Source organism: Mucilaginibacter sp. NFX135 (genome assembly GCF_048565145.1).
Taxonomy (GTDB): Bacteria; Bacteroidota; Bacteroidia; order Sphingobacteriales; family Sphingobacteriaceae; genus Mucilaginibacter.
The window spans coordinates 4,201,553-4,227,689 of record NZ_CP183412.1; the positions used below are offsets into that span (position 1 = coordinate 4,201,553).

Here is a 26,137-nt window from a genome sequence, read left to right on the forward strand (position 1 = left end):
TATCAAAAAAAGACAGGCCTTCAAAAGCTACGTTTTGTCACTCATGAATTAAATCAATTAAAACCTTTATTCGATCAAATGTTTATTAATAAAACACAACTATGCCCGAAGGCCCAAGCTTAGTGATATTAAAAGAAAAGTTGCAGCTATTTATTGGTCAGAGAATAATAATGGCCAATGGATACGCAAAGGGCTTTAATCCGGAGATTTTGGTAAACCGGGTAATAACAGACATCAGATCATGGGGCAAATACTTGATTATTAGCTTCCAGGATTTTTCTATCAAGATACATCTGGGCCTGTTTGGCAGTTATAAGATAAACGACCGGGGCAAAAAAGAGGCATCATTACACATTCGCGGTGAACAGGATGAGGTAAATTTTTATATCAGTAACGTAAAATTAATCGAGCAGTCTCCCGAACAGTTATTCGATTGGACGGCCGATGTTATGAGTCCTGATTTCAACATAGCGAATGCACACAAAAAACTGCTGCTGAAACCAGAAAAAATGATCTGTGATGCCTTGCTGGATCAGCATATATTTGCCGGATCGGGTAATATTGTAAAGAACGAAGTTTTGTTCAGAACAAGGGTACATCCGGAAAGTAAAATTGGTCTTATACCAGCACGAAAGCAGCGTGAGCTAATTAACGAAGTTATTAATTTTTGTAATGACTTTTATGAATGGCGTAAGGCAGGAACGCTGCGAAAACACCTGCAGGCTCATGAAAAACAAATGTGTCCTCGTAATAACGTACCATTAATTAAAGCTGATCTGGGGAAAACAAACCGCCACTGCTACTACTGCACTCTGAGTCAAAAAAAATATGGATAATTAACTGTACTGTCATTAGGTGTACTGTCATTAGGCTAAGGAACTTTGACATTGAAGTGATCTTTCTATAGCCCAGCAGCTTTAAACAATCAAGTTTCGAGGCAAACATTTTCGTATTATCTTTGGAGTTTATCAGCAATAATCTCCTTAAAACCAGAGGAATCAGCAATTGATTTATGTTTATTTGTTATTTTAAAACAAATGCATAAACCAGCAGCAGTATAATAATCATTGCCCAAACTATCGCTAACGTTTTTTCAGGACGTTCAATATCATAGCTTGTCCATTCTCTTTTTCTTTTCTCATTATTCATTTCATTTGCAATTACGGGTAAACATTTATTTTATTAGGACCAACTGAGATCATCTAAGCCAGATTTATGGGTGTTTTGTGGTTATTAGTTAACAACTGTCGGCTACTGTAGCTATCAGAAAGAATAAAGGAGTAACGGAACTTATATGGGGATTAACAGCTTCGTATTGGCGTTGGTTTTTGAAAAATTGAAATTTTATCTCGACTTCTGTTGGACTCGGTTCTCCGTAAAAATCTCCAGAATCATATTTTCTTAAATAACATTAAATTTAATTTATTAATTATAAATTAAACAACTATCCTTTTAATTTGTCTTGATAATATCAAATAATTGAAATATGAGATTAAATTATCATCAAGATTAATCGGATGTATCACAGACTGCACTTTGTAGCCTTGCGGTAGCAAAGTCCGGTTTAGGTAAAATAACGGCTAATGTCGACCACCCAAGCCATTAAAGAAATCACTTCTATTCAAATAATATCTGACAAATTCAAACATAAAACATCATGAAAAAATCAATTCGTTTATTACCAGTGGCTATATTGCTCACTTTATCGTTAGCAGCATGTAAAGGTCATAATTCATCAACAGAAAAAGATAGTACTTCTACGAGTATGGGAGCAAAGAACGGGGGTGGTGCTTCTGGCGTACCGGATTCCACATCGTCAAACATGTCTACGGACACTGGTAGGCAAGACAGCGCAAAAAAAGATAAAGGAATTGTACCATAGATCAGGCGGTCAGAAAACTTCAATGTTACAGTAATAATAATTGGCCTGTGTTCATTCCGAGCACAGGCCGATATTGCAGGAACTCATCAGGTGTCCTCCCCTTGCTCTGCCACTGCTTCTCCGAATAATGCCAATTACTTCATTATTATCCTTTCAATATAAATCTTTACAAATTGCGACAGTCGCTCACACTTTTCCGTCTGCTGCATAGTTATATCACAGGTCCAATAGCCTTATACGGCGCCCGGAATAATCTGGTGGCTAATCATAGGCGGTAATAATCGTAACATTGCGCAACGAAGATCAGGTATTAAATTTTACGACCAGCTGCAATGGCTCGCAGCTGGTCGCCAGACTTTCGCCTTTTTGGGATCAGCCCCGAATGCTTGATTCAATGTATTTTCATACCCTATCTATTATACAATTTAACCAACCGCCTAATTCTTGCCGCTATTTCTGGCTTAAGTTGTCTGCTTAGCAATCGCCAGCCCCAGTTGTTACGTTTAGTTGAGGGCATGTTCATACGTGCATCTGCATCCAATCCTAAAACATCCTGCAATGGTATAATGGCGATAGCCGAAACGGAAGAATAACACAGCTCCATAAGTAAACGGCTAACATTCCCTTTATTAATGCGGGTACGAAGATAGCTTGCCAATCGCTTTCGCTCTTTTGGAGTTGTATTTTCCTTGTACCAGCCTAGGGTGGTATTATTGTCGTGGGTTCCGGTATAAGTAACGCTGTTGACTACATGGTTATGCGGTATATGAACAGAAACGGGCATATCATCTCCAAACGCATAATGTAACAAATTCATGCCGGCAAGGCCAATCTTGTCACGCAATTCGTATACCCCCTGACTAACATCACCCAGATCTTCTGCAATAAAGGGTAATCCACCTAAACTTTGCTTAAAGGCATCAAAAATGGCGCTACCTGGTCCAGGTTTCCAACTACCATTTATGGCTACGCTTTCACCCACGGGCACTTCCCAGTAATCATAAAATGCGCGAAAATGATCCAGTCGGATCAGGTCAAAAAACTCACGGTTCTTTTTCATCCTGTCTATCCACCAACTGTAGCCAGTGCTTTCCAGTTTATCCCAACGGTAAACAGGCATATCCCACAGCTGGCCATTGGCATTAAAATAGTCCGGAGGTACGCCAGCAATTCCGGCCATATTTTTATTTTTGTCGAGGCTAAAAATTTCAGGATGCGTCCACACATCAACTGAATCATAACTGACATAGAACGGCATATCACCCAAAAAACGAACGCCCCGTTGATTACTATATATTTTGAGCTTCGTCCATTGGCTGAAGAATTTGAATTGGAGCCACTTTATAAAATCGATCTCAATCTGATTAGCTTTCCCGAAAGAGGCCAATGCCTGTTTATCCCTCCTTTTGAAAGCTTCATCCCAAGTGTACCATGGCTTACCTTTATAACGCAATTTCAATGTTTCATATAAAGCGAAGTCATCCAGCCAAAAACTTTCTTTCGCTTTAAAACGGTCAAAACCTAACAGGTCATCTGCCGACGCACTTTTAGTAAAATGATGATATGCAATATCAAATAACTTTGTTTTAACAGCTTGCGCACCTTCAAAATTGACTGTGTTTGTTTCGGGCAAATAATACCGGGACACTTCATCCGCATCAAGCAAACCATCATCAATCAGATCATCAGGGCTTATTAATAAGGTGTTCCCAGCCATACTTGAAGATGCACTATAAGGTGAGTAACCGGCCGCTTCTACCGTTGGATTAACCGGTAATACTTGCCAGTAACTTTGTTGCGCATCGGCCAGGAAATCACAGAATTGCCGCGCAGACGGCCCCATATCGCCTATACCGTAACGCGAGGGCAACGAGGTGATATGCATAATGATGCCCGCGCTTCTTTTTTGCTGTACTTGAGCTCTTAAAACACATACGGGAAATAATTGTAAGGCTTCACTTACCGAAATATGTCCATTGAAAATACTTTTTTCGTTCGTCAATACTGCCGTCCATTGCACAGGAGTGTCATCAGGCAATACAACCTGGGTGTCTTCCCAATTAAAACCAAAAGGCTGGTCTGTCAGCTTAGCTAAATGTAATGGCGCTATCACGACCAGCCAATTGCGCAGATGGCGCCTGCCGAAAGCGATGACATTGTCTTTGTATTTTCCGCTAACTTGTAAGGGAACATATATTCCGGCTGAAAACAAATCTGCATATTGAGCGCGTTCGTGCAATAATTTATCGGTGAGCCATATTTTTATTGATCCGGTGTAACGACTTGCCCACAAGGTTTTAAGTTCATACTTGCGTGCCGCATCCAATTGCTGCTTCCTTATCTCAAAGTCAACTGGACGGCGATTATCCGGGTCAACCAGGCTGAAGTCCCAAAGTTCGCATCCCTGATATATATCCGGAGTGCCTGGACAAGTGACTTTAAGTAATAGTTGCACTAATGAGTTTATAACAAAATGGTCGGCCAATTTAGCCTGCAAAGCGTCGAGGCTTTTCTGAATGCGTCCACCTGCATTAAGTATGCCTTCGGTAAAGACGAGTGTTGCCTGTTCATAGTCTTCATTGGGTTCTGCCCACTGGCTGTTAACTTTACCTTCACGCAAGGCCTTAGCTATGTAATCTGCAAGTCGTTCCGTAAAGTTATCCTGTGGCTGTCCGGGTAAGGCGAAAGCTCCTGCCAGCGTTTGGTAAATCAGATAAGTATCATTAGCATCTGGTGCGTTGTTTGGTTTAAACTTTTTATGCTCACGCTGCCATTCTGTTACGGTTTGAAACCATTTTTCGGCCATATCGGTCAGTACATTCAGTTTAGCCCTCACATCCTCCCCTCGTTTAGTGTCATGGGTGGAGGTTGCGTTTAATGAAAGTGGCCACTTTGCCTGGCGTTCGATCATTAGTTGATGAAAGTTATTGATACTTAAACCAAACTCTCCTGGCGAATCGCCTACCTCATTGTGCGCAATAAACCTTTCATGGGTATACATTAACGTGTCTTCCACTCCTTTTGCCATAAGCGGCCCGGTAAACTGCATACAACGTTGATAAAACCTTAAGGCAGCGGCGCGTTTCTGTTCATTGGCGTGAGGGCGGGTTAACACTTTCCTTAATAACAAAGCGGCCTCTTCCAGTTCAGGCTTTGCCATTTTAACCGCATCAAGTAAGCTGACAACATTAGCCGACTCCTGTTTACTCAAGGGCATCTGGTTGCCATAGAACCGATAAACCGGGCATCTGATCAAAAATTCTGCAATCGCCGATTTCATATGAGTCGCCGGAATCTTTCGAAGTTTGTTTTGTTTGGCAAGATCAAGATCAATAAAAAGCTGATATAGATTTTCGAGCTCACCACTCATATGTTGATAAAGAATTGCAGCCTTTTTTTCAAGGATGGACTTTGCAACCGGTCGCGCGTTCCCAACAAGCTGCCGGTAAAAATCTGTGAACTGCTTTTTGCTATCCGCCGATGTTAACAGATTATTGACGATAGCCAGGAAATCATAACCTGTGTTACCTTGTACCGGCCATTCCTGCGGAAATTGCTCTCCGCTTTCCAGTATCTTTTCTACAACAATGTATGTCTCTGTGCCAACCATCTCACGTAGGCGAAAAAGGTAACCGGCAGGATCATATAGGCCGTCAATATGATCTACCCTTAGCCCCTGGAATATCCCTTTATCCAGGAGTTGCTTTATGAATTTATGATATTCATGAAATACCTCTTCCTTTTGTATGTTCAGGCAGATGAGGCTGTTTACCGTAAAAAAACGCCGGTAATTAATGGCTTTATCACTTTCTTGCCAAAAACAAAGCCGGTAGTATTGTTCATCTGTAACCTTTTGCAGTAAGCCCGGATCTTTGTTAATTAATTCAAGCGCCGAGTTCAAATATAGCCTGACGGCTTCCCTATCCTTTGCCGCAAGCAGGTTGTTTTTAATAGAGCCTAAGGTGGTCTTTTTTGCGGCAATACGTTTAATTTCCGTCGGTATTGCATTCCCGTTTAATTGAATTAAACGGAGATAGGTATGTCGGTTGACCGGGTATAACTGTTCTGCATATTGCAGAAATAACCCCTTTTCATTCCAAGTGAGTCTGATATCACCGGTTTTGATTAAATCTGGTAAGGGGCTGCCTAGGAAAGGCACCATCAGCTTACCCTTAAATTCTGCAACACCCCATAGGATATCAAAAAAATCCGCATACTGTGAATCCCGGCCGTTTTCTAAAACATCCATCAGCCAACTATTATTTGGATGGAAAGCCATGTGATTAGGCACAATATCCTGTAGCCAGCTTATCCCCAGCGTTTTTAAAACAGAACTGATTTCTTCCAATTCCGTTAAGGTTCCAATTTCGGGATTAATTCGATGTGGATTAACCACATCATAACCATGATTACTGCCTGGCGTTGCTTCGAAAACAGGGGATGCATAAATTGTTTTTACCCCGAGGTTATGGAGATAAGGCAAAATATTTTTAAAATCTTTAAAGGTAAATCCCTTATGAAATTGCAGGCGGTAAGTAGAAATGGGATTAAACATATTGTTCAAATATTAAAATGCTTGCTGGTGGCAATTTGATTATTGGGCGGTCAATTTTGATATCTCGCCCATCAATTGGTCCGTTCCATTGCCGGTCAGCCGAATTAAAGATGATTTGACTGTTATGATATTGGTGCAGAGGGGCCTCTTGTACCTCCTCTGAGAAATTAAGTAAACAGAGGACAGAACTGCCTGCTTGCGAACGCGACACTGATAACACCCGCGATTCTTGATCGGCCTCAACCCGGCATCCATCGCGGTTAGTGGTACGCAATGCGGGATGGCTTTTTCGCAAAGTGATCAACGCCTTATAGTAGTTCAGCATACATTGATGCAGCGGCTGTGAAAGCACGTGCCAGCTTAATTTCGAGTCCCTAAAAGTTTTCTCGGCCTGCGGATCCGGCGCTTCACCTTTCGTTTGGAAAGCCGCAAATTCCTGCTTTCGTCCCTGTCTTACAAGTTCAATCAGTTCGGGATCAGTATGGCTAACAAAATAAAGAAATGGATTGGGCTCACTATACTCTTCGCCCATAAAAAGCATAGGTAAAAACGGGCTGACGAAAACTGTTGCCGCCATTAGTTTTTGCATTTCAAAACTAAACAGCTGGCTTGAACGCTCACCCAGCATCCGATTGCCTACCTGATCATGGTTTTGAGAAAACACTACAAATTGCTCCCCCGGGTTGTAAGTAGGGTCAGCACCAAATGATTTATCCCGCTGTGCAGAATATTGACCATGATAAACATACGCATGATTGAAAACCTCGGCCAGATCGCTAATCCCATTAAAATCGCTGTAATAGCCTTCTTTTTCACCTCCGGCAGTTACTCTCAGGGCATGGTGGAACTCATCGGTCCACTGAGCATTCATGCCATAGCCTCCTTTATCTGGCGGGTTAACAAAACGCGGATCATTGAGATCACACTCCACAATCAGGTAATATTTCTTGCCGCTATTCTGGCTTAATTGGTCAACGTATTCTTTTAACTCCGCCAGGATATGTTTCGTGCTGAAATCTTTAATTGCATGAACTGCATCCATGCGCAGTGCATCAATATGGAAATCGCGAAGCCACATTAAAGCATTTTCAATAAAGAACCGGCGGACACCATCACAACCGGCATCATCAAAATTCACAGCATTGCCCCAGGGTGTTTTGTATTTTTCGGTAAAAAAAGGGCCGTATTCAGCAAGATAATTCCCCTCCGGTCCAAGATGATTGTAGACTACATCTAATATCACGGCCAATCCTTTTTCATGGCAAGAGTTGACAAGCCGTTGTAAATCAAAAGGGCCACCATAACTTTCCTGAACGGCAAAGGGGAAAACGCCGTCATAACCCCAGTTCCGCTCCCCCGGAAATTGAGCCACCGGCATTAATTCAATAGCGGTTATGCCCAGTGATTGTAAATAATCCAGCTTTTCGGCAATGCCATCAAAGGTACCTTCCACACTAAAGGTTCCGGTGTGCAATTCATAAATGATGTACTCTTCCAATGGTATATTTTGCCAATACTGATCCTTCCATACAAACTCATTCAAATCAAAAGCTTTTGAAGCTCCATGAACCTCTGGCTGCCATAATGCCGTGATATCGGGCAATACATTTTCATCCAACACCATCTGATAGTTCATTCCCGGCTTTAAACAGTCCGTAATCAATTGCCAGTAACCATGATCTTGTTTTTCCAGTGTTAAATTTTCGTTTTCCCATATACGAATCAGCACATTTTTGGCCTTGGGCGCCCAAACCAATATTTGGGCTTTTCCATTTAGGTTAAAATTCACACCAATGCCTCGTCTATCTATCATCAGTTCATCCATGACGTTTGTTTTCATTTTGAATAAGCATAACAGACCTGCCTTCAACGTGAATCGTATCCCCCGGCTTGAATTCCTTTAACCCGGGATCTTCCGTTTTACTGGTATCCATCACAACTTTCCAGAGCAAACCGTATTTCTTATTAGGAATCTTATAATCCAAACCTTCGTGATGCGCATTAAAGATGAGGTAAAAATCATCGTCTATAACCGGGTTACCTTCCGAATCTACACTACGGATGCCCTCACCGCTGAGATATATGGCAACAGACTTTGCAGATCCGTCATGCCAATGGTGTTCTTCCATTTGAGTACCGTCTGGCAGGAACCAGGCGATATCTTCAATTTTTGTATCCTTTGCGGGTACGCCTTTAAACCAGTTTTTGCGGGAGAATACAGAATGGTCATTCCTCAAATGAATGAGCTTGCGGGTGAATTCCAGCAAATCGTGGTCAGCATTTTCCCAATTGAGCCACGAAATCTCATTGTCCTGGCAATATGCGTTATTATTACCTCCTTGTGTTCGGCCGATCTCATCTCCAGAAACCAGCATCGGTACGCCCTGTGACAAAAATAAAGTTGCCAAAAAATTCCTTTTTTGCCTTGATCGTAATGCATTGATAGCCTCATCATCGGTTGGGCCTTCAATTCCGCAGTTCCATGAGCGGTTATGGCTTTCTCCATCATTGTTATCTTCGCCGTTGGCTTCGTTATGCTTTTCATTGTACGAAACAAGATCATGAAGCGTAAAGCCATCGTGGGCGGTAACAAAGTTAATACTGGCGGTGGGGCGGCGATAGTCCTGATAAAGATCCGCACTCCCGGTAACGCGGTCGGCAAATTCTGAGATGATATTTTCAGATCCGTTCCAGTAATCACGGATACAATCCCTGTATTTTCCATTCCATTCTGCCCAACCCGGCGGAAACTTACCCACCTGGTAACCGCCTTCCCCCACATCCCAGGGTTCGGCGATCAGCTTCACCTGAGAAATAATCGGGTCCTGATGAATGACGTCAAAGAAAGCGCTAAGCCGGTTTACTTCATGCAATTCGCGGGCAAGCGTAGAGGCCAGATCAAAACGAAAACCGTCAACATGCATTTCGGTGATCCAATACCGCAAACTATCCATCATAAGCCGAAGTACATTGGGTAAATTGGCATTAAGCGTATTACCCGTACCTGTATAATCATTGTAATACCGTTTGTCATCGGTTAGCCGGTAATAAGAAGCATTGTCGATCCCTTTGAATGAAAGCGTTGGCCCCAGATGGTTACCTTCGGCGGTATGATTGTATACAACGTCAAGAATCACCTGGATTCCTGCCTTGTGCAATTGCTTAACCATTTCCTTGAACTCATTCACCTGTTGCCCACGGACTCCCCTGGATGAATACCGGGCGTCTGGTGCAAAAAAGCAGAGTGTGTTGTAACCCCAATAATTGCTTAAACCTTTTTCTTTAAGCGACCGATCTGAAACGAAATGATGAACCGGCATCAGTTCTATAGCTGATATACCGAGGTCTTTCAAATACTTAATCGTATTTGGATGGGCAATACCAGCATAAGTTCCGCGGATATTTTCAGGAATTTCCGGATTCAAATAAGTAAATCCTTTAACATGGGTTTCATAAATCACCGTGTTGTAATATTGCAGAGAAGGCGATTCGTCACCTTCCCAATCAAAATGCTGATCAATGACAACGGATTTAGGAACGAAAGGCGCACTGTCTTTTTCACTGAAACTTAAATCTTCATCTTCGCTGCCCACTTCATAACCAAACAAAGCATCATCCCATTGAATTGAACCTGCGATCGCCTTTGCATAGGGGTCTGACAGAAGCTTATTATAGTTAAAGCGATGGCCATTTCCAGGCTCATAAGGGCCGCTAACTCTATAGCCGTATAGTTGTCCCGGCTTAAGGTCTTTGACATAGATATGCCAGATAAAATCGGTCCTTTCGGTCAGACGGATCTTCGTTGATTCTATTTCTTCTTTCTCGGTATCAAAAAGGCAAAGATCTACAGCTGTAGCGTTTTCGGAATATAGGGCAAAGTTTACACCTTTCCCGTCAAATGTTGCGCCTAAGGGATATGGCTTTCCCGGTAACAATTTTGAATTCATGGAAATTAATTAATACTATTTAATGGCCTGGCAGGATACTTACCGGCTTTATATTAATTAAAATATTTCCAAAAGGTTTTTAATAAACTTAAATTTTATATTTATAATTAAAAATATTACTATATGATTAACCATTAAAAACTTTTGCTGTGGATTAGGTTGTTTACATGACAAGCACTGCTAACTGATGTTATCGTAGGGTCAGCTAAAAACAAAATTTATGTGGTTCAAAACGGCAAACAAAGAGTAATCATTACAAACATATCGCCGCAGTTAGAAAACGGCGCTTACCCTGCAAAAAGGTGCAGTAGGCATCGCTACTTCTTTGTCGTGATCTTTCTGGTTATTTAATCCGGAAAATTCCAGAAAGGAGCCGTTTGGCTATGATGGTTCCCGGTATAAACCGCTTGACCTCGAAACCGATTGAAATTCCAACCTTAAGCCATTTGACCCTGTTTTTGAACCCCAACATTATTTGTACCAGAGCTATTAATTGAGCGGAAGTTCCATGTAAAAGATTGATCCCTTACCCTCCTCACTTTCGAACCATATCTTTCCATTATGAAGTTCTACCAGGGCTTTTATAGTCGCCATCCCAAGGCCGGTAGTTTCTTCACCACGCAGGCCGTTTCTACGGGCTCTTGTAAATTTATCAAACAGGTACGGATGAAGATCATTGGGAATACCTATTCCGTCGTCCCTCACAGCGATCAACACTGAAGAATGCTGAGATTTGACAGTAATTTCTATCGTTCCATTATCCTTAGTAAATTTGATAGCATTTGATATCAGGTTATTAATAGCTTGCATGAGCTTTAGCCCGTCCACCTGCAGATACAGGTTTTTGTGCGGACTCTTCAGAATAAACTTTCTCGATAATACGTCTGCCGACTTCTTGTAAAGCTCAATAATATCATTAATGGCCCAGATAAGATCAATTCGTTCCTTTCTTAGTTTAACTTCTGGTGACTCAAGAAACTCCTGGTTTAGAAGGCTGTTAATAAGGTTTGTGTTTCGTACGCATAGGTCCTGGATTGTCTGCAGAGTTTGGGCAGTTTTATCATCAACATTTTTTTTAAGAGACGATGCCAGCATATTTATAATTCCCGTTGGGCCTTTAAGATCATGAGCCAGGATCACTAACGTAGAATTCTTTCTGGCATTTATCTTTTCGGCATAGTCAATGTTATTCTTCAAAGTACTTTCATCCTGTGCGATTCCGGCTATAAGGAACTTCTTGCTTTTTTGATGAAGTGTATATGTGGTTAAATAGATAGATCTCTCTTGTTTATCGTGGCGCAATATTCTAAACTCGAATTTTCGCTGACCGTTTGATTTAAAGAGGCTTTCATATAGACTGATTACATAAGCCCTGTCGTCCGGATGAATGGTTTCAACAAGTAAGGATGGGTCTGCAATTACCTGCTCAGACGGTAAACCCCATATTGTTGAAAATGCCACGCTGATATACAGAAATCGTTGATGACCTCCGTCATAAATAAAATACACATCATCGGATATTTGGCCGATTTGCCGAAAAATGTCAGTGTCTATGTTTGGCATGATAAAAACATCTCTCCCTATAACATTCTCAGAATGAAATTGATTTAATATGTTTTTACTATCGATTATCTTAACTAACGCTGGATCAGCAAAATCATTAATCCGGAATGCATTCGAAATTAATAAAGCGTGTTTTTTTCGATTTACAAATTCATATAAACCATTTTTAATTAATCGCGCCGCTTACTCCCAACTGATGGACACCTGCTGATTCCCATACAACTTATATTCAATACCTTCTTTCAACTGCTTGATATCATTAAGGTGTTTCTGATCGGCGGTATTACCAGCTTTAATTTTGATAGTCGGCAATCGTTTCTTTCCTTGTTTTATGATCCGCAGGCTACAGGTAAGGCGCTCATCTCCTTTGATGTCAAAGTGCAGGCTTTTACCACTAAGTTTCTGGTTTAATACCGGATAATCTACAAAGACCATAAAATCGTGACCGGGTATTCGGATATATTGGCGCGGCACAATACCGAAAGCCAGGCCGGCACCATATACTTCTTGGCCTACACCGCCGGATTGTTCCCAGCCGTCATGAATATCTTCCAGGGCAACCCACAGTTTCGGATCCAATTCGCCCGTTTTAGCTTCTTTTGCGAGCATTTCCTGTGGCAGCATAGGCGGGTAATAATAAATCATTCGGTGTACAGCATACCGTGCAAATTCGGCGATCAACAAATTTACTGCAGGCAACAGCTCAACGCCCTGGGCGTAGTTCAGAAATTCATGCACGCCGGCATAGGCTTCCTGTTCTTCGTACACGGCGGTATATGGGGCATCATTCAGTGGGAAAAGTTCAAAAAACGTTGGGAAATTTTTCCCAAATCCATAAGTACATTCCCATAAAGCCACGTTTTTAAATATGTTAGCCAGGAACAGATAGCTGAGGTCACGGTACAGCTCTTTTTTGGTTTCCTTATATAACAAGATCATTGCCTTGGCAGAAAACATAGTGTTGTTGGCCTGATAAAACACATTAAAACCATGCTGCGGCAAGCTTTGCGCTGCTTTTTCAGCCTCCTTAAAATACTTCTGTTCTTTGGTGATCTCCCAAACCTGGAGCATAACATGCGCATATAGACCAGCCACATCTTTTTCACCCCCCTCGCCCGGCTTGGTTTCAGCTTTTAAAACTTCCAGGGTATCCATTTGATAGAATACCGGCCAGCAGTAGTTAAAATGCTGTGCAACCTTGATGGCATAATCTACAGATTTAAGCAAAAGCTGCTTAGCCAGGTCATCGCCGGCTTGAGCCATCCTGGCCAAATTAAGCAAAGGGTGATGCAGGTACCATGCATCCATCACTTTAGGCGTCTTTTGTTCTTCGGACTTATCCAGCCGATGTTCTTCAGCTGGCAGCCAGCGCATTACGGTGCCTAATTGCTCATCATAAAAAGCCGAAAGACCGTCCGAGATTTCCTGCGCTATGGTACAAGTTTCGCCGCTCCAGCGCATATAATCCTGTAGAGGCAACAGCACAGCCAGTTGTACCATTATTTCCGGCGGAGTTTGGTAATCACACAGATAAGCATTTAGATAGGGATGGCCACTGCGATGTGACCAGCAGCCTTTATTGGTTTGCAGGTCATACAGCGCCTTAGGCAGGACACCCAGATAATCCTGGTAAGCCGTTTCAGGGCGGGGTAACAGCAGATACAGATTGGTCAACGCTTCAAGGAACCCTTTGGCTATTTCAAACTGATCAGTGGGGCTCTGCTTGCTAAAAGCGACAAAGACATCGGAGACTACATAGGTTTTTCCTTTTTGCAAAGGTTTATCTTTTGTTGGCGGTAAACTCAATCCCATTTCCGGCCATTGGCCCCCGACAATGCCGCCCGCTGATGTTTCCGTATCCATATTGTAAGCACTCAGCGCGGTCAGGTTTTGCAGGTAAAGGAAACACCCGGCTGCCGGTTCTTTAAAAGAACTATAAAGCAGCCCTGAACGCGTGCCGGTTTGCGCGATGTGAATTTCACCGGCAGGCTCATTTTTTCCGTAAGCGATAATATCTCTTGGCCAAAAAGGAATAAAGGAGTTGCAGGCTAAATTTAAAGAAGTAGTAAAGTGCAGAATTGGTTGCTCTTGTTGCGGCCAGTTAATGCTGACCTTGTAATCGCCAATTGCCGACACCAGGTTAATAGAGATAGCGTTAGTTTCATTATTATCAACCTCAATTTTGTTGAAACCATCCGGCGAGTAAGCAGCCCTAAATGCCATATAGTTGCGGCCATCAAAACTACCGGTAACCCAAAGGGAATCGCCCAATACTTTTACCTCGAAGGGTAAGCCGCCGGCCGAATGCCGGTGCAACGGTTCATCGGCGGAATCCGATAATTGTTTGATGGCACTTGTTGCCCATAAAGATGTTCCGGTAGTCATAGTTCAGTAGTTTTTAATGTTTCCATAATTCATTGTAAATACCCGATGGGAATAAAGCTGTTGTTATTTGGAAGCGAGGATAGCTGTTTTTAGCGCTTCATAAGCGTGCTCAATCGTAATCGTCAGCTGGTGATCCTTATCTTCTATTTGGATTTCATATTTTTTCATAAGCTGTTTACCACACAACACCAATTTTGTGCCGGAGATTGCCGGATCTTCAGAATGCGTATAATGCGCGCGGTCTTCGTGGTTTCCCCCTTTAAATTACGTAGTTATCCCAAAACACGGCGCTGTCCCTCCTACTGATGGCAGTGTTCCATTTTTACCCGAATGGCAAGCGATATTTGTGCCAGGCCAGGTAGCGCTGTTTCGTACCGGTGACCGGTTTTTGATATCGGCTGATGCTTTTGTCACAACCCGGCAGGAATTGGCGATCGCTACGGTGAGTGCCTTGCCAGTCATCAGCGGTCCGCTAAAACACTTTACCTGCGACTGGTGATTTCAGTGAAGCTGATCTAATACTGACAGTGGTGGTTCAAGCAAGAGTGTACAGCTAAAAAAACAGGAATTTGGTAATTAAAGGCATTATCATGGCTGTATGCTTTAAGAATGATCTAAGAAATTTCAATGCCTGTGTTATTTGATTTTCTACCGTGCGTTTTGATATCCCGAGTTGTTGGGCTATCTCATCATTAGTCAGGTTATCCATCCGGCTCAATATGAAAATTTCCCGGCAACGTTTAGGTAAATTATACAGTGATGTTTCAACAGAGTGTTCCAGCTCCAGGTAGGTAATATTTTCATCACCGTGATTAATACCCTGATGCGGGGTTGTAACATGATCATAATCTTCTATATATAAAATAGCCGATGATCTTTTTGCTTTTAATTGCTTATAAACATGATACCTTGCCGCACTGGTGAGATAGTTTTTAAAACTTGAGATTTCAAATTCATTTCTTTTCTGCCAGATATTTAAAAATATATCCTGAACAATTTCTGAACAAGCTTCCTTATCTTTTAAATATGAGAAAGCCGTGCCGTATATAACAGCCCAATAACGTTCAAAAAGCATTTGAAATGCCTTTGAATCGCCAAGAGTTATTGCCTCCCACAATTCAGAATCGGAGTATTTGTTTAAAAGCATATAATTGGTTAAATAAAATTAGGGAATTTTATTTATAATAAAATGTTAATCTAACAATTAATCCATCACTTACACATAAATAAAAAAATATTTTTATTTATGTGTGTGCACCGTTAAAAAAGTCTCTACTCCTAAACAACCATTATATTTTCCTATGACCCCGCAAGATTTTATCAACCTGTATGAGAAATTCACCTCGGGTAAGTGTACGCCGGAAGAAATTGAGTTGCTGGAAACCCATCGGGATAGTTTTCAACTAAAGGATTTACCATGGAGTACCGAAATGGGAAATAAACAACAAATTGAGGATGAAATATTAAATAAACTAAATAACCGGATTTCGTCTGCCGAAAAAAAAACTTTGAGTAAAATTCGTTGGTTTGCCGCAGCGGCTGCAATTGTTGTTTTCACATTTAGCTTAATAATCTACCATCAGGTTCAACCATCACCAGACAAAATCACTAAAAACCCATCATTAACCAATAAGAGCCCGGTAGTTCCTGGTTTTAACAAGGCAACATTAACACTTTCTGACGGCTCAAATATCGATCTTAACGACTCTAAAAAAGGGCTTCTCTCCAAACAGGGAGGTGCATCAGTTGGTAAACTATCCGATGGGAAGTTAGTTTACAATGCAAAAGATGCTGATGCAAAAAAAGCGGTAACACTATATAATACTATAACAACACCTCGTGGCGGACAGTACCAGGTGGTTTTATCTGACGGGACAAAAGTGTGGCTCAATGCAGCATCTTCCTTAAAATTTCCTGCTATTTTCACGGGCAGCGAAAGAAAAGTAGAACTAACAGGCGAAGCTTATTTTGAAGTTGCAAAAAATAAAAATAAGCCTTTTAAAATTGCCGTAAATAACATGGGTATCGAAGTTTTAGGTACCCATTTTAATGTAAACGCCTATAAGGATGAAGAAGCTATAAATACCACGCTTTTAGAAGGATCGGTAAAACTGGTTACCGCCAATCACGAAGCATACTTAAAACCCGGACAACAGGCCTCACTGGGACAGCAACAAACATTTGACGTGCACCGTGTTAATACGGAGGAAGCCGTTGCCTGGAAAAATGGATATTTTATGTTTAACAACGAAAACATACAGGGTATTATGCGGAAGATTTCGCGCTGGTATAATGTGGAGGTTGTTTATGAGGGAAAGATAGACGAAAAGGATTTTGGAGGTACCGTTTCGCGCTTTGACAGCGCAGCAGATGTATTAAAATCATTAGAATTAACAGGCACAGTTCATTTTAAAATGGAAGGAAGGAGGATCACCGTAATGCCATAAGCTTACTTATATTACCATATAATAAGTTACCGTAAAAACCAGGAGCGATTGCAGCGCCCCCGGTTAATATTTCTGCTTATTCAGCAGCTAAAAAGGTAACTACCAATTGCTAATACAACCAATTTTAATTAAACCTTTTTCCAAATGTATAAAGATAATATTGCATATCCATGCAGGAGGATCTCCTGTATGCCATTTAAAATTTTTAGGGTGATGAAACTTGTGTTAATTTTATTAATTACCACCATCATGCAGGTGAACGCCACCTCTAATGCCCAAACTGTGAGCTTAAATTTCAAGAACGCTTCGTTAAAAGAGGTTATTGAAGAATTAAGACAGCAAACGGGTTACCACTTTCTGTATAAAACAGAGGTGCTTAGTGAAACCAGGCAAGTTAATCTATCGGTAAACAACGAGCCTTTTTTACAGGTTCTTGAAAAATGTTTTGCCAATCAGCCTGTAACCTACACTATAAATCAACATACGGTTGTTTTGCGAAAAAAGGATGTAACAGACAATATCCCTAAGCAAGCCGTAAAAATAAGCGGTGTGGTAACTGACGAAAAAGGACAGCCCCTGCCTGGTGTAAGCGTAAAAATAAAAGGTACCAGTAATGGTGTAATTACCGATGGCAGCGGTAAGTATGCTTTAACCGTTGATAACGCCAACGGTGTACTGGAATTTACCTTTTTAGGCTTTACGAAGCAGGAAATTGCCATCAATGGCCGCACCGAAATAAATGTAAAGCTACAGGAGGCTCAAACCGCTTTAAATGAAGTAGTAGTAATTGGATACGGAACGGTTAGACGGTCGGATTTAACAGGCGCTACCGCATCGGTTAAAGGCTCTGATATAAAGGCTCAGGGTGTAAGTGACGTTACCAGGTCATTACAAGGCAAAATGCCCGGTGTTACCATAGAAGCAGCTGGTGGTGATCCGGGTGCCGGAACACGTATTATGATCAGGGGTGTTGGTACATTAGGAAACGGGGCTCCATTATATATTGTTGATGGTGTGCCAACGGCCAGTATTAACTACTTAAACCAGGTTGATATTGAATCAATTGATGTATTAAAAGACGCTTCAGCCGCGGCTATATACGGCTCGAGGGCTGCTAATGGTGTGGTACTGGTTACCACTAAAGCTGGTAAAAATGGCGCTCCTGTAGTACAGTTTACTGCAAACTATGGTCAGCAAAAAATAGCGCATGAAATTGATGTTTTGAATGCACAGGAATGGGCTACAGTAAGTAATACTGCCCATGATAATGCCAGCTTACCAAGACTTGATATTGCCAAAAACCCAGATCAGCTGGGTACCGGTACCGATTGGCAGGATGCCATATACAGAACAGCCCCTGTTCAACAATATAATATGCTTGTAAGCGGTGGCAGCGAATCAACCAAATACAGTGTGTCAGGCGGATATAACGATCAGCAAGGTATTGTAGATGTAACCGGATATAAACGTTATAACTTACGCGTTAAAACAGAAACCACCAAAGGTCGCCTGAAATTTGGAGAAACAGTATTATTGTCAAGAGAAAAATTTATCACTATGCCCGGTGGCTGGGGTGGCCAGGGTGGTAACCCGGTAGGATCTGCCGCAAAAATGATCCCTGTTTTTCAAATTTATGACCCAACAGCTTTAGGTGGTTTCGCCGGAGCTTATGGCCCTGTGGTTAACGTGGCTAATCCGGTAGCACAGTTAAACCTGGAAAACATTAACCGCGAGTTTACCAATATCATAACAAATGCTTACGCACAGGTAAATCTTTTACCTGGTTTAAACTACAAACTAAACCTGGGTTATACCAATGGCTTTACCAGCAATTACGATTATTATAAAAGATTTGTTGTAGGTTCCCTATTCTCACACCCTACCAATGACATCAACTTGAGCAAAGATCAAACGGTATTGGTTTTGTTAGAAAATACCCTGAACTATGATAAACATATTGGCAAACACAGTATACAGGCATTGGCTGGTTATGCTTACCAAAGCACTAAATATAATTATACCGCAGCAGGCAGAACAGATTTGCCGGATGGCATTGACCAGATAGATGCCGGCGCCGGGATATCTACCAGTGGTGGTAACAGGACTGAAAGCAATCTGGTATCAATATTTGGCCGGGCCATTTATTCGTATGATAATCGTTACCTTTTAACTGCCAGTTTCAGGCACGATGGCTCTTCAAGGTTTGGAAGTACTCACCGTTACGGCGATTATCCTTCTATTGCATTGGGATGGAATATTTCAAATGAAAGCTTTTTCGGGTCTTTAAAAAATACATTTTCAACTTTAAAATTAAGGACGAGTTATGGTGTACTGGGTAACCAGGAGATTCCGGATTATCAGTACAGTGCAGCCATCTCATCAAATATAAACTATGTTACAGGTGCCGATCAGCAAAAATGGTTCGGGGCTATTCAAACAGCCTTTGCTTCTCCCAACATTAAATGGGAAACTACCAAAACTTCAAACATAGGTTTGGATATAGGTTTTTTACAAGATAAACTGAATATAACCGCCGACTATTTCATAAAAAAGACCTCCGATCTTTTATTAAACGTCCCTATACCCGGTTCAGCAGGATCAATTTCAAATCCGGTAGTAAATGCGGGAGATCTGCGTAATAAAGGCATTGAGGTTGGTGTTAATTTTAATGATCATATAGGTAAATTAAACTATGGCTTTTTTGGTACAATAAGCGCGGTAAAAAATAAAGTCATATCGCTTGGTACAGGCACGCAGCAAATTTTTGGCGGGCAGCCTACCCACCACGGCGCTTCCAGTACGCTAACCGAAGCCGGCGGCTCAATAGGCTCTTTTTACCTGATAAAGGATATTGGTGTATTTAATTCACAGGCCGAAATTGATAGTTATACCAAAAATGGCAAGCCGATTCAACCCAACGCTGCTCCCGGCGATGTAAAATTCCAGGATACCAATGGCGATGGACAGATAAACGATAACGATAAAGTTAATGCGGGCAGCCCTTTTCCTAATTTTGAGTATGGTTTTGGCATCAATGCATCCATGTATGGTTTTGATATCAATATGTTTTTTCAGGGCACTCAGGGCAATAAGATATACAATGGCTTAAGGCAGGATCTGGAAAGCACCAACCTTGATTTTAATTACGCTAAATCAATGCTTAATGCCTGGACACCTACTAACCATTCTGACATTCCAAGAGCAGTTACCAGCGATCCAAACTTTAATAACCGGACATCAACCCGTTTTCTGGAAAGTGGCTCTTATTTAAGAATGAAAACCCTGCAAATTGGATACACTTTAAATAGTGCACTGGTAAAAAAAATGCGGATAACTTCTTTACGTGTTTATGCAAGCGCTGATAACCTTTTTACAATAACAAACTATACTGGTTTTAACCCTGATTTAGGCAGAGCAACGAGTGCACAACTGAGTATCCTTGACCGGGGTGTAGATTTTGGGCATGTGGCTTATCCGCTGGCCAGAACCATATCTCTGGGTATTCAATTATCATTGTAATTCATAAGCACTATTAAAATTTAAATTATGAAAAATTCAATAATCATATTTTGTATAGCTGCTATAGTTTGCAGCTGTAAGAAAAGCACATTAGAACTTCAAAATCCCAATAAAATAACTACCGAAACTTTCTGGAAGACCGAAACCGATGTGCAAAGCGCATTTGCAGCCACTTATGGGTTGCTAAGGGACGTAAATGGCGGTTTTTGGGGCGTAAGGGGCATTGAACTTGCTAATGGCCGCGGCGATGACTTTTTTATCAGAAATGATGTGGCCGACCTTTATAAGTTATCAACATTTACCAATACGCCAGACAATGGTCCTGCCAATGATTTGTGGAACATATCGTATAGGGCTATTTTCAGGGCTAACCAGATATTAGCAAACATTGATAAAGTACCGTTGGATGCTAATGTTAAAAAGGCATATGTTGCCGAGGCAAAGTTTCTGCGGGGATTAAATTATTTTATCCTGGCCATAAACTTTGGTGATGCCCCTTTGATCCTGACTGTTCCGGCAAATAAAGATGCTTATTTCACAGCTAAATCACCGGAAGCCGAAATTTGGAAGCAGGCTATTGCAGATTTTACCGCTGCGAGCGCCGATCTGCCTGTGTCATACTCATCACAATGGATAGGCAGGGCAACCAAGGGTGCTGCTTTGGCTTATCTGGGTAAGGCTTATGTGTATACTAAAGCCTGGGCTAATGCCGAAACTACGCTAAAACAGGTAACCAGCATGTCATATCAATTGATGCCTGATTATGGGGATAACTTTATTGCCACCAAAAAGAACAACCAGGAATCTGTATTTGAGATCCAACTGGCCGATGTTGGCGGTACCAACCCCTGGGCCGGCGAAAATGCACAACAAGCATTAGGCGTTACTACTGCACAGGAGTTTGCACCATCAGAGGTAAGCGGATGGTTTGAGGTGAGCCCTACTGATAAGCTTTTTAATGAGTTTCAAAAGGAAAAAACCACGGCCAATGATTTTGATCCCCGCATGTATGCTACGCTGATATGGGATTATCCGGGGGCCACTTTTTACCAAAAACCATTCAGCAGTTACAAGCTTGTATTTGGATATCATTCCATGTTTAAAAAGTATCAGAACTATAATCAGGTTAATGAGCTTGCCGGATCAAGCGGCGCTTCTGATTACACATCAAGTAATAATGAGCGGGCCTTGCGCTATGCTGATGTGCTGCTTTTACTGGCTGAATCATTGACTATGCAAGGAAAGGTACAGGATGCATACCCTTATATAAAACAAATAAGAGATAGGGCAAAACTTGCTAACTTACCAGCCGGTTATAGCCAGGATCAAATGATGACCGAAATTATGCACCAGCGTATGATTGAATTTGCCCGGGAGAATCAACGCTTTTACGATCTGAAACGCTGGGGTAAACTGGCTCAGGAGATCAGCAACAGTGATAAAGTTGGAAAGCAGTTTTTTGTTGCCGGTAAATATGATTACTTCCCGATTCCACAAAACGAGATCAACAGTAATCCACTGATAAAACAAAACCCCAACTGGTAGTAATCAATTGATTATTACTTAAGTCACCTTTTCACTTTTATGATCTGGTTGTTTTCATGTATGAAAGCAACCAGATCATTCTGTTAAATTTAAATACCAATTATAAACAGATGAGAAAACTAAGCTTGCTTTTGTTAATTGTTTTTTTGCAGTTAGCGCTTATAACCATTGTTAAAGGCCAGTCAAAAAATGGCTCATTAACAACAGATTACAGAATAGATCTTTCCGGTAGCTGGGCGTTTCAAATTGATTCGCTGGATGCAGGCATAACGCAACAATGGTATAAAAACACACTGAATGACAAAGTCACCCTTCCCGGTTCAATGACCACTAATGGGAAAGGGAACGATATTACAACCCATACCCCCTGGACAGGAAGTATCGAAGATTCCACCTGGTTCCATAGTCCGGATTATGCACAATACCGTGAGCCTGGCCATGTCAAGGTGCCATTCTGGCTGCAGCCGGTTAAATATTATAAGGGGGCAGCCTGGTATCAAAAAAAGGTAAGTATTTCTTCGTCATGGTATAAAAAGCATATTGAGCTATATATTGAAAGAAGTCATTGGGAAACCACCGTTTGGGTGGATAATAAACAGATCGGGATGCAAAACAGCCTTTCAACCGCCCAGATTTTTGATCTTTCCAATGCCTTATCGCCCGGTCAGCATCGAATAACCATCAGGGTTGATAACCGGGTAAAGGATTTTAACGTGGGGCAAAATTCGCACAGCATTTCTGATCATACCCAAACCAACTGGAATGGCATGATAGGGCAGCTGTTTTTGCAGGCCAAACCACTTGTGTATATAGATGATGTGCAACTGTATCCCGATATTAAGAACAAACAGGTTAAAGCCCGCATTCAGATCAAGAATACCACTGGTAAGGCCGCCAATGTTAATGTAAATCTGTTGGCTACGCCAAAACAGCCGCAAGCGTTAAAAGCACTTACCAAAAGGTTGACCATAGCAAAAAATACAGTTATTGAAATAACTTACCCGATGGGCGAACAACCCTTATTATGGAGCGAATTTACCCCTGATACCTATAAAATGACCATCAGCCTAACTACTGATAAAAGCGGAAAGGATGAACGGTCAGTTACATTTGGGATGCGTGAGTTTTCGGCCTGGGGCACACAATTTACCATTAATAACAGGCTTACATTTTTGAGAGGGACGCTGGAATGTGCTGCTTATCCTAAAACAGGCTTTCCGCCAACTGATGTTGCATCATGGGTGCGGATCTTAAATATTTGCAAATCATACGGATTAAATCATTTGCGTTTTCATTCCTGGTGCCCTCCTGAAGCTGCTTTTGAAGCCGGTGACCAGGTGGGCTTTTATTTTCAAATTGAATGCGCCTCATGGGCCAATCAGGGCGCCACTATTGGTGATGGGAAACCATTGGATCAGTATATTTATGATGAAAGCAACAGAATAGTGAAAGCATATGGTAACCATCCGTCTTTCTGCATGATGACCTATGGCAATGAGCCTGCCGGTAAAAACCTGGTTAAATATCTGACAGATTTTGTGGATTATTGGAAAAAGAAGGATCCCCGCAGGTTATACTCAACCGGCTCAGGCTGGCCAATTATTACCGGCAGCGATTATAATAGTACACCAGATCCACGTATCCAGGGATGGGGACAGGGTTTAAAAAGTATCATCAACAGCCAGACGCCTAAAACCGACTACGACTGGACCGATATTATTAAAAAGTGGCAACATCCAACGGTAAGCCATGAAATAGGTCAATGGTGTGTTTACCCTGATTTTAAAGAAATAGCTCAATATGACGGCGTGTTAAAAGCAAAGAATTTTGAAATTTTTGATGATGTGCTTAAAAAACATGGCATGGGCAATTTGGCTGCCGATTTTTTGTTTGCCTCGGGAAAATTGCAGGCTTTATGTTATAAGGCAGATATAGAGGCTGCTTTACGTACACCTGGCTTTGGTGGCTTTCAATTATTGGGTTTAAATGATTTTCCAGGACAAGGCACAGCTTTAGTAGGTGTACTTAATCCGTTTTGGGGCGATAAGGGATACATCACCGGGAAAGAATACAGCAAATTCTGCAATGCGGTTGTTCCCCTGGCCCGCTTTCCAAAAATGGTTTATCTTAATAACGAAGTGTTAACGGTTCCCATAGAAATAGCGCAATTTGGCCCGCAGGAATTAACAAACGTAATACCCAACTGGAATATCAAGAATAATGCAGGCGATGTTTTATTTAAGGGGGTATTAGAGCGTACTACGATACCTTTTGGCAACGGAATAAAACTGGGTGTAATTAATCAATCCTTTAACTCGATAACAAAGCCTGCTAAACTTACCTTAACCGTAGTTGTTGCCGGGTATGAAAATTCATGGGATTTTTTTGTTTACCCGGCTGCTTTGCCCCAAATTGGCCAGAATGTTATGGTTACCAACACCATTGATAACAAGGCAATTGAGTTGCTAAACAAAGGCGGAAAGGTGTTGCTAACGCTTGAAAAAGGTCAGCTTAAAAAAGATAAAGGCGGCGATATTGCCATCGGTTTTTCAAGCATATTCTGGAATACAGCCTGGACCAAAAGCCAACCTCCTGTTACGTTAGGTATTTTATGCGATCCCCGGCATCCTGCTTTAAAGGAATTTCCTACTCAAAGTTATAGTAACTGGCAGTGGTGGGATACCATGTCACACTCCAACGCTATTAAACTTGATTCGGTGGCCAATGGTTTACAGCCGATTGTACGGGTAGTAGATGACTGGGTTACAGCAAGACCACTCGGCTTAATTTTTGAATGCAAAGCGGGAAATGGCAAGCTGATTGTTTCAGGTATTGACCTCCAATCTGATCTGGATAAACGACCGGAAGCCCGGCAGTTATTATATAGCCTTAAAAGCTATATGACCGGCGATCAATTTTTGCCCGAACAAAAAATTGATATTCAAAAAATTGAATCATTATATAAATAATGTAATGAGGGCTGCCTCGGAAAAGTGAGGCAGCCCTTTCTTTTATAGGTAAGTTTTATTGAACATTTACTAATAGCTGTTACAGGCTAATCCATCTTCCAGATTCCTGTACCCATATAGTATTATGCCCGGCAGAGCCTAATCTTTGCCCGGCAATGCTCTTCGCTTTTCCCAGACGTCCATTACTTCCTTAACATTATTATAGCCACGACCAATATTTTCGCCTATATACATATCTGCAACAATCAGATTTAAAGCAGTCGGGGGGGGTGAAAAGCTCTTTAAGGAAAATTGCTAGTGCAGTATTTCATTTTTTACCCATCCCAATTGGTACAAATTTAATACACCAGGTTCAATTTTTAAATCGGATCTAAAGTATAATATGCCTGTTACGAAATGGGCGGTAAGCTGGTTACTGTTGGTGATAACAACGTCCGAATCAAAAACAGGGCATTTTCTCAGGGGCCTATCGGATTTAGAATCCAAAACATAAAAGTTTAGTATGAAAGGACCATCCTCTCCGAGCTCGCTCAAAAACACATCGTATTTTTCATTCTGCGGACGGATTTTCAAATCATCGTAATTTAATGTTTTAATCAGTTCTATGTCGTTGTAATAATTAATGCCATTTTTATCTACCGTTATTTTGGTAACATTACTTTTCGTTTTTTTTCGCATCGTTACTATCAGCCATCCGAAAAACCACACCAGCAGTAAGGACAGTACAAGCATTCCTATTTTTAAACTGATTGAAATATGTCTTGAATTAAAAACGAGTATCGTCATTCCTATCAAAGCAATGGGTACAAATACATACATCAGCCACCCAAATCCTTTGATGAACGAAGTGAGAGCGTGGGAATGCCTGGATGTTATTTCTGGGAAATTGTTTTTAGTAAATGTCATTTTTAAATGATGTACCTGTGCAATGTATAGTATTTGATTTTATATAAATTTAAAAAGATACAACTGATAACAGTCAGTTACATCACTTTTAAAAACCCACAAATTTAAAATTAAAAAAGTGGTAGTCGGATTGGTTAAAGACAGCTTGAGATATATTGGTATAATTTGGTATGGGGCTAAAACAAAAAAAACCTGTAAATCAAATGATTTACAGGTTTTTCATACTTATTGGTATCGCTTTAGTCGGGATGGCAGGATTCGAACCTGCGGCCTCCACATCCCAAATGTGGCGCGATACCGGGCTACGCTACATCCCGTTCCCGATTGGGTTTGCAAAAGTAGGATTTTAAATCAAGTTGCAAAACTTTTTTTAAAAGATTTTTAAAGTTAAATGCTAACCCATTCATTAGCACAGATTT

At 41.3% G+C, this 26,137-nt stretch carries 15 protein-coding genes and 1 tRNA gene; 6 read left to right on the forward strand and 10 right to left on the reverse strand.

The genetic code is table 11. The annotated features are described in order from the left end of the window. Positions 1-101 precede the first annotated feature (101 nt). Positions 102-836, forward strand: coding sequence for a DNA-formamidopyrimidine glycosylase family protein (locus ACNURT_RS17420; protein WP_419698794.1), 735 nt, complete (start codon positions 102-104; stop codon positions 834-836). Between the two features lie 187 nt (positions 837-1,023). Here ACNURT_RS17420 and ACNURT_RS17425 read toward each other — a convergent pair whose 3' ends face one another. After that, positions 1,024-1,149 (reverse strand): hypothetical protein, encoded by a 126-nt coding sequence (locus ACNURT_RS17425; protein WP_419698795.1) that lies wholly within the window; start codon positions 1,147-1,149, stop codon positions 1,024-1,026. Positions 1,150-1,657: 508 nt separating this feature from the next. Here ACNURT_RS17425 and ACNURT_RS17430 point away from each other — a divergent pair. Next, positions 1,658-1,882 (forward strand): hypothetical protein, encoded by a 225-nt coding sequence (locus ACNURT_RS17430; RefSeq protein ID WP_370995101.1) that lies wholly within the window; start codon positions 1,658-1,660, stop codon positions 1,880-1,882. A 409-nt stretch (positions 1,883-2,291) separates the two neighbouring features. On the opposite strand, the gene treY is transcribed toward ACNURT_RS17430, so the two are convergent. From treY to ACNURT_RS17465, 7 genes are all read right to left on the reverse strand, one after another. Continuing rightward, entirely contained in the window at positions 2,292-6,437 is a 4,146-nt protein-coding gene (treY, locus tag ACNURT_RS17435) for a malto-oligosyltrehalose synthase (RefSeq protein ID WP_419698796.1), read from the reverse strand. Then, positions 6,430-8,277 (reverse strand): malto-oligosyltrehalose trehalohydrolase, encoded by a 1,848-nt coding sequence (treZ, locus tag ACNURT_RS17440; protein ID WP_419698797.1) that lies wholly within the window; start codon positions 8,275-8,277, stop codon positions 6,430-6,432. The genes treY and treZ overlap by 8 nt, the downstream gene beginning before the upstream one ends. Next, positions 8,255-10,384, reverse strand: a complete 2,130-nt coding sequence (gene glgX / locus ACNURT_RS17445; RefSeq protein ID WP_419698798.1) for a glycogen debranching protein GlgX — start codon at positions 10,382-10,384, stop codon at positions 8,255-8,257. The genes treZ and glgX overlap by 23 nt, the downstream gene beginning before the upstream one ends. Positions 10,385-10,873: 489 nt before the next feature. Beyond that, a complete protein-coding gene (locus ACNURT_RS17450; protein WP_419698799.1) occupies positions 10,874-11,947 on the reverse strand; it encodes an ATP-binding protein in 1,074 nt (357 codons plus the stop codon). Positions 11,948-12,130: 183 nt separating this feature from the next. After that, the gene (locus ACNURT_RS17455) at positions 12,131-14,332 is read right to left on the reverse strand and encodes a hypothetical protein (RefSeq protein WP_419698800.1); all 2,202 of its coding nucleotides are present in this window, start codon (positions 14,330-14,332) and stop codon (positions 12,131-12,133) included. Positions 14,333-14,596: 264 nt separating this feature from the next. Further along, complete coding sequence (locus ACNURT_RS17460; protein WP_419698801.1) at positions 14,597-14,794, reverse strand: hypothetical protein; 198 nt, start codon at positions 14,792-14,794, stop codon at positions 14,597-14,599. Positions 14,795-14,885: 91 nt separating this feature from the next. After that, a complete protein-coding gene (locus ACNURT_RS17465; protein WP_419698802.1) occupies positions 14,886-15,479 on the reverse strand; it encodes an RNA polymerase sigma factor in 594 nt (197 codons plus the stop codon). A gap of 154 nt (positions 15,480-15,633) precedes the next feature. Here ACNURT_RS17465 and ACNURT_RS17470 point away from each other — a divergent pair, with 154 nt between their 5' ends. The 4 genes from ACNURT_RS17470 to ACNURT_RS17485 all read left to right on the forward strand — a co-directional run bounded on the left by ACNURT_RS17470 (position 15,634) and on the right by ACNURT_RS17485 (position 24,812). Beyond that, a complete protein-coding gene (locus tag ACNURT_RS17470; protein ID WP_419698803.1) occupies positions 15,634-16,779 on the forward strand; it encodes a FecR family protein in 1,146 nt (381 codons plus the stop codon). Between the two features lie 213 nt (positions 16,780-16,992). Then, a complete protein-coding gene (locus ACNURT_RS17475) occupies positions 16,993-20,298 on the forward strand; it encodes a TonB-dependent receptor (protein ID WP_419698804.1) in 3,306 nt (1,101 codons plus the stop codon). A 27-nt stretch (positions 20,299-20,325) separates the two neighbouring features. Next, entirely contained in the window at positions 20,326-21,843 is a 1,518-nt protein-coding gene (locus ACNURT_RS17480) for a RagB/SusD family nutrient uptake outer membrane protein (protein WP_419698805.1), read from the forward strand. A 110-nt stretch (positions 21,844-21,953) separates the two neighbouring features. Further along, positions 21,954-24,812: a sugar-binding domain-containing protein gene (locus ACNURT_RS17485; RefSeq protein ID WP_419698806.1), complete on the forward strand. Its 2,859-nt coding sequence runs from the start codon at positions 21,954-21,956 to the stop codon at positions 24,810-24,812. 294 nt (positions 24,813-25,106) lie between these two features. Here ACNURT_RS17485 and ACNURT_RS17490 read toward each other — a convergent pair whose 3' ends face one another. Together ACNURT_RS17490 and ACNURT_RS17495 are read right to left on the reverse strand one after the other, a co-directional pair. Next, on the reverse strand, positions 25,107-25,718 hold the full coding sequence (locus tag ACNURT_RS17490; RefSeq protein WP_419698807.1) for a hypothetical protein: 612 nt from the start codon (positions 25,716-25,718) through the stop codon (positions 25,107-25,109). Positions 25,719-25,961: 243 nt separating this feature from the next. Next, positions 25,962-26,035, reverse strand: a tRNA-Pro gene (locus tag ACNURT_RS17495). Positions 26,036-26,137 lie beyond the last annotated feature (102 nt).

Coding starts and splice junctions, on each gene's coding strand:
- ACNURT_RS17420 (WP_419698794.1), top strand. CDS start 102: ATGCCCGAAGGCCCAAGCTTAGTGATATTAAAAGAAAAGTTGCAGCTA.
- ACNURT_RS17425 (WP_419698795.1), bottom strand. CDS start 1,149: ATGAATAATGAGAAAAGAAAAAGAGAATGGACAAGCTATGATATTGAA.
- ACNURT_RS17430 (WP_370995101.1), top strand. CDS start 1,658: ATGAAAAAATCAATTCGTTTATTACCAGTGGCTATATTGCTCACTTTA.
- treY (WP_419698796.1), bottom strand. CDS start 6,437: ATGTTTAATCCCATTTCTACTTACCGCCTGCAATTTCATAAGGGATTT.
- treZ (WP_419698797.1), bottom strand. CDS start 8,277: ATGAAAACAAACGTCATGGATGAACTGATGATAGATAGACGAGGCATT.
- glgX (WP_419698798.1), bottom strand. CDS start 10,384: ATGAATTCAAAATTGTTACCGGGAAAGCCATATCCCTTAGGCGCAACA.
- ACNURT_RS17450 (WP_419698799.1), bottom strand. CDS start 11,947: ATGCCAAACATAGACACTGACATTTTTCGGCAAATCGGCCAAATATCC.
- ACNURT_RS17455 (WP_419698800.1), bottom strand. CDS start 14,332: ATGACTACCGGAACATCTTTATGGGCAACAAGTGCCATCAAACAATTA.
- ACNURT_RS17460 (WP_419698801.1), bottom strand. CDS start 14,794: ATGACTGGCAAGGCACTCACCGTAGCGATCGCCAATTCCTGCCGGGTT.
- ACNURT_RS17465 (WP_419698802.1), bottom strand. CDS start 15,479: ATGCTTTTAAACAAATACTCCGATTCTGAATTGTGGGAGGCAATAACT.
- ACNURT_RS17470 (WP_419698803.1), top strand. CDS start 15,634: ATGACCCCGCAAGATTTTATCAACCTGTATGAGAAATTCACCTCGGGT.
- ACNURT_RS17475 (WP_419698804.1), top strand. CDS start 16,993: ATGAAACTTGTGTTAATTTTATTAATTACCACCATCATGCAGGTGAAC.
- ACNURT_RS17480 (WP_419698805.1), top strand. CDS start 20,326: ATGAAAAATTCAATAATCATATTTTGTATAGCTGCTATAGTTTGCAGC.
- ACNURT_RS17485 (WP_419698806.1), top strand. CDS start 21,954: ATGAGAAAACTAAGCTTGCTTTTGTTAATTGTTTTTTTGCAGTTAGCG.
- ACNURT_RS17490 (WP_419698807.1), bottom strand. CDS start 25,718: ATGACATTTACTAAAAACAATTTCCCAGAAATAACATCCAGGCATTCC.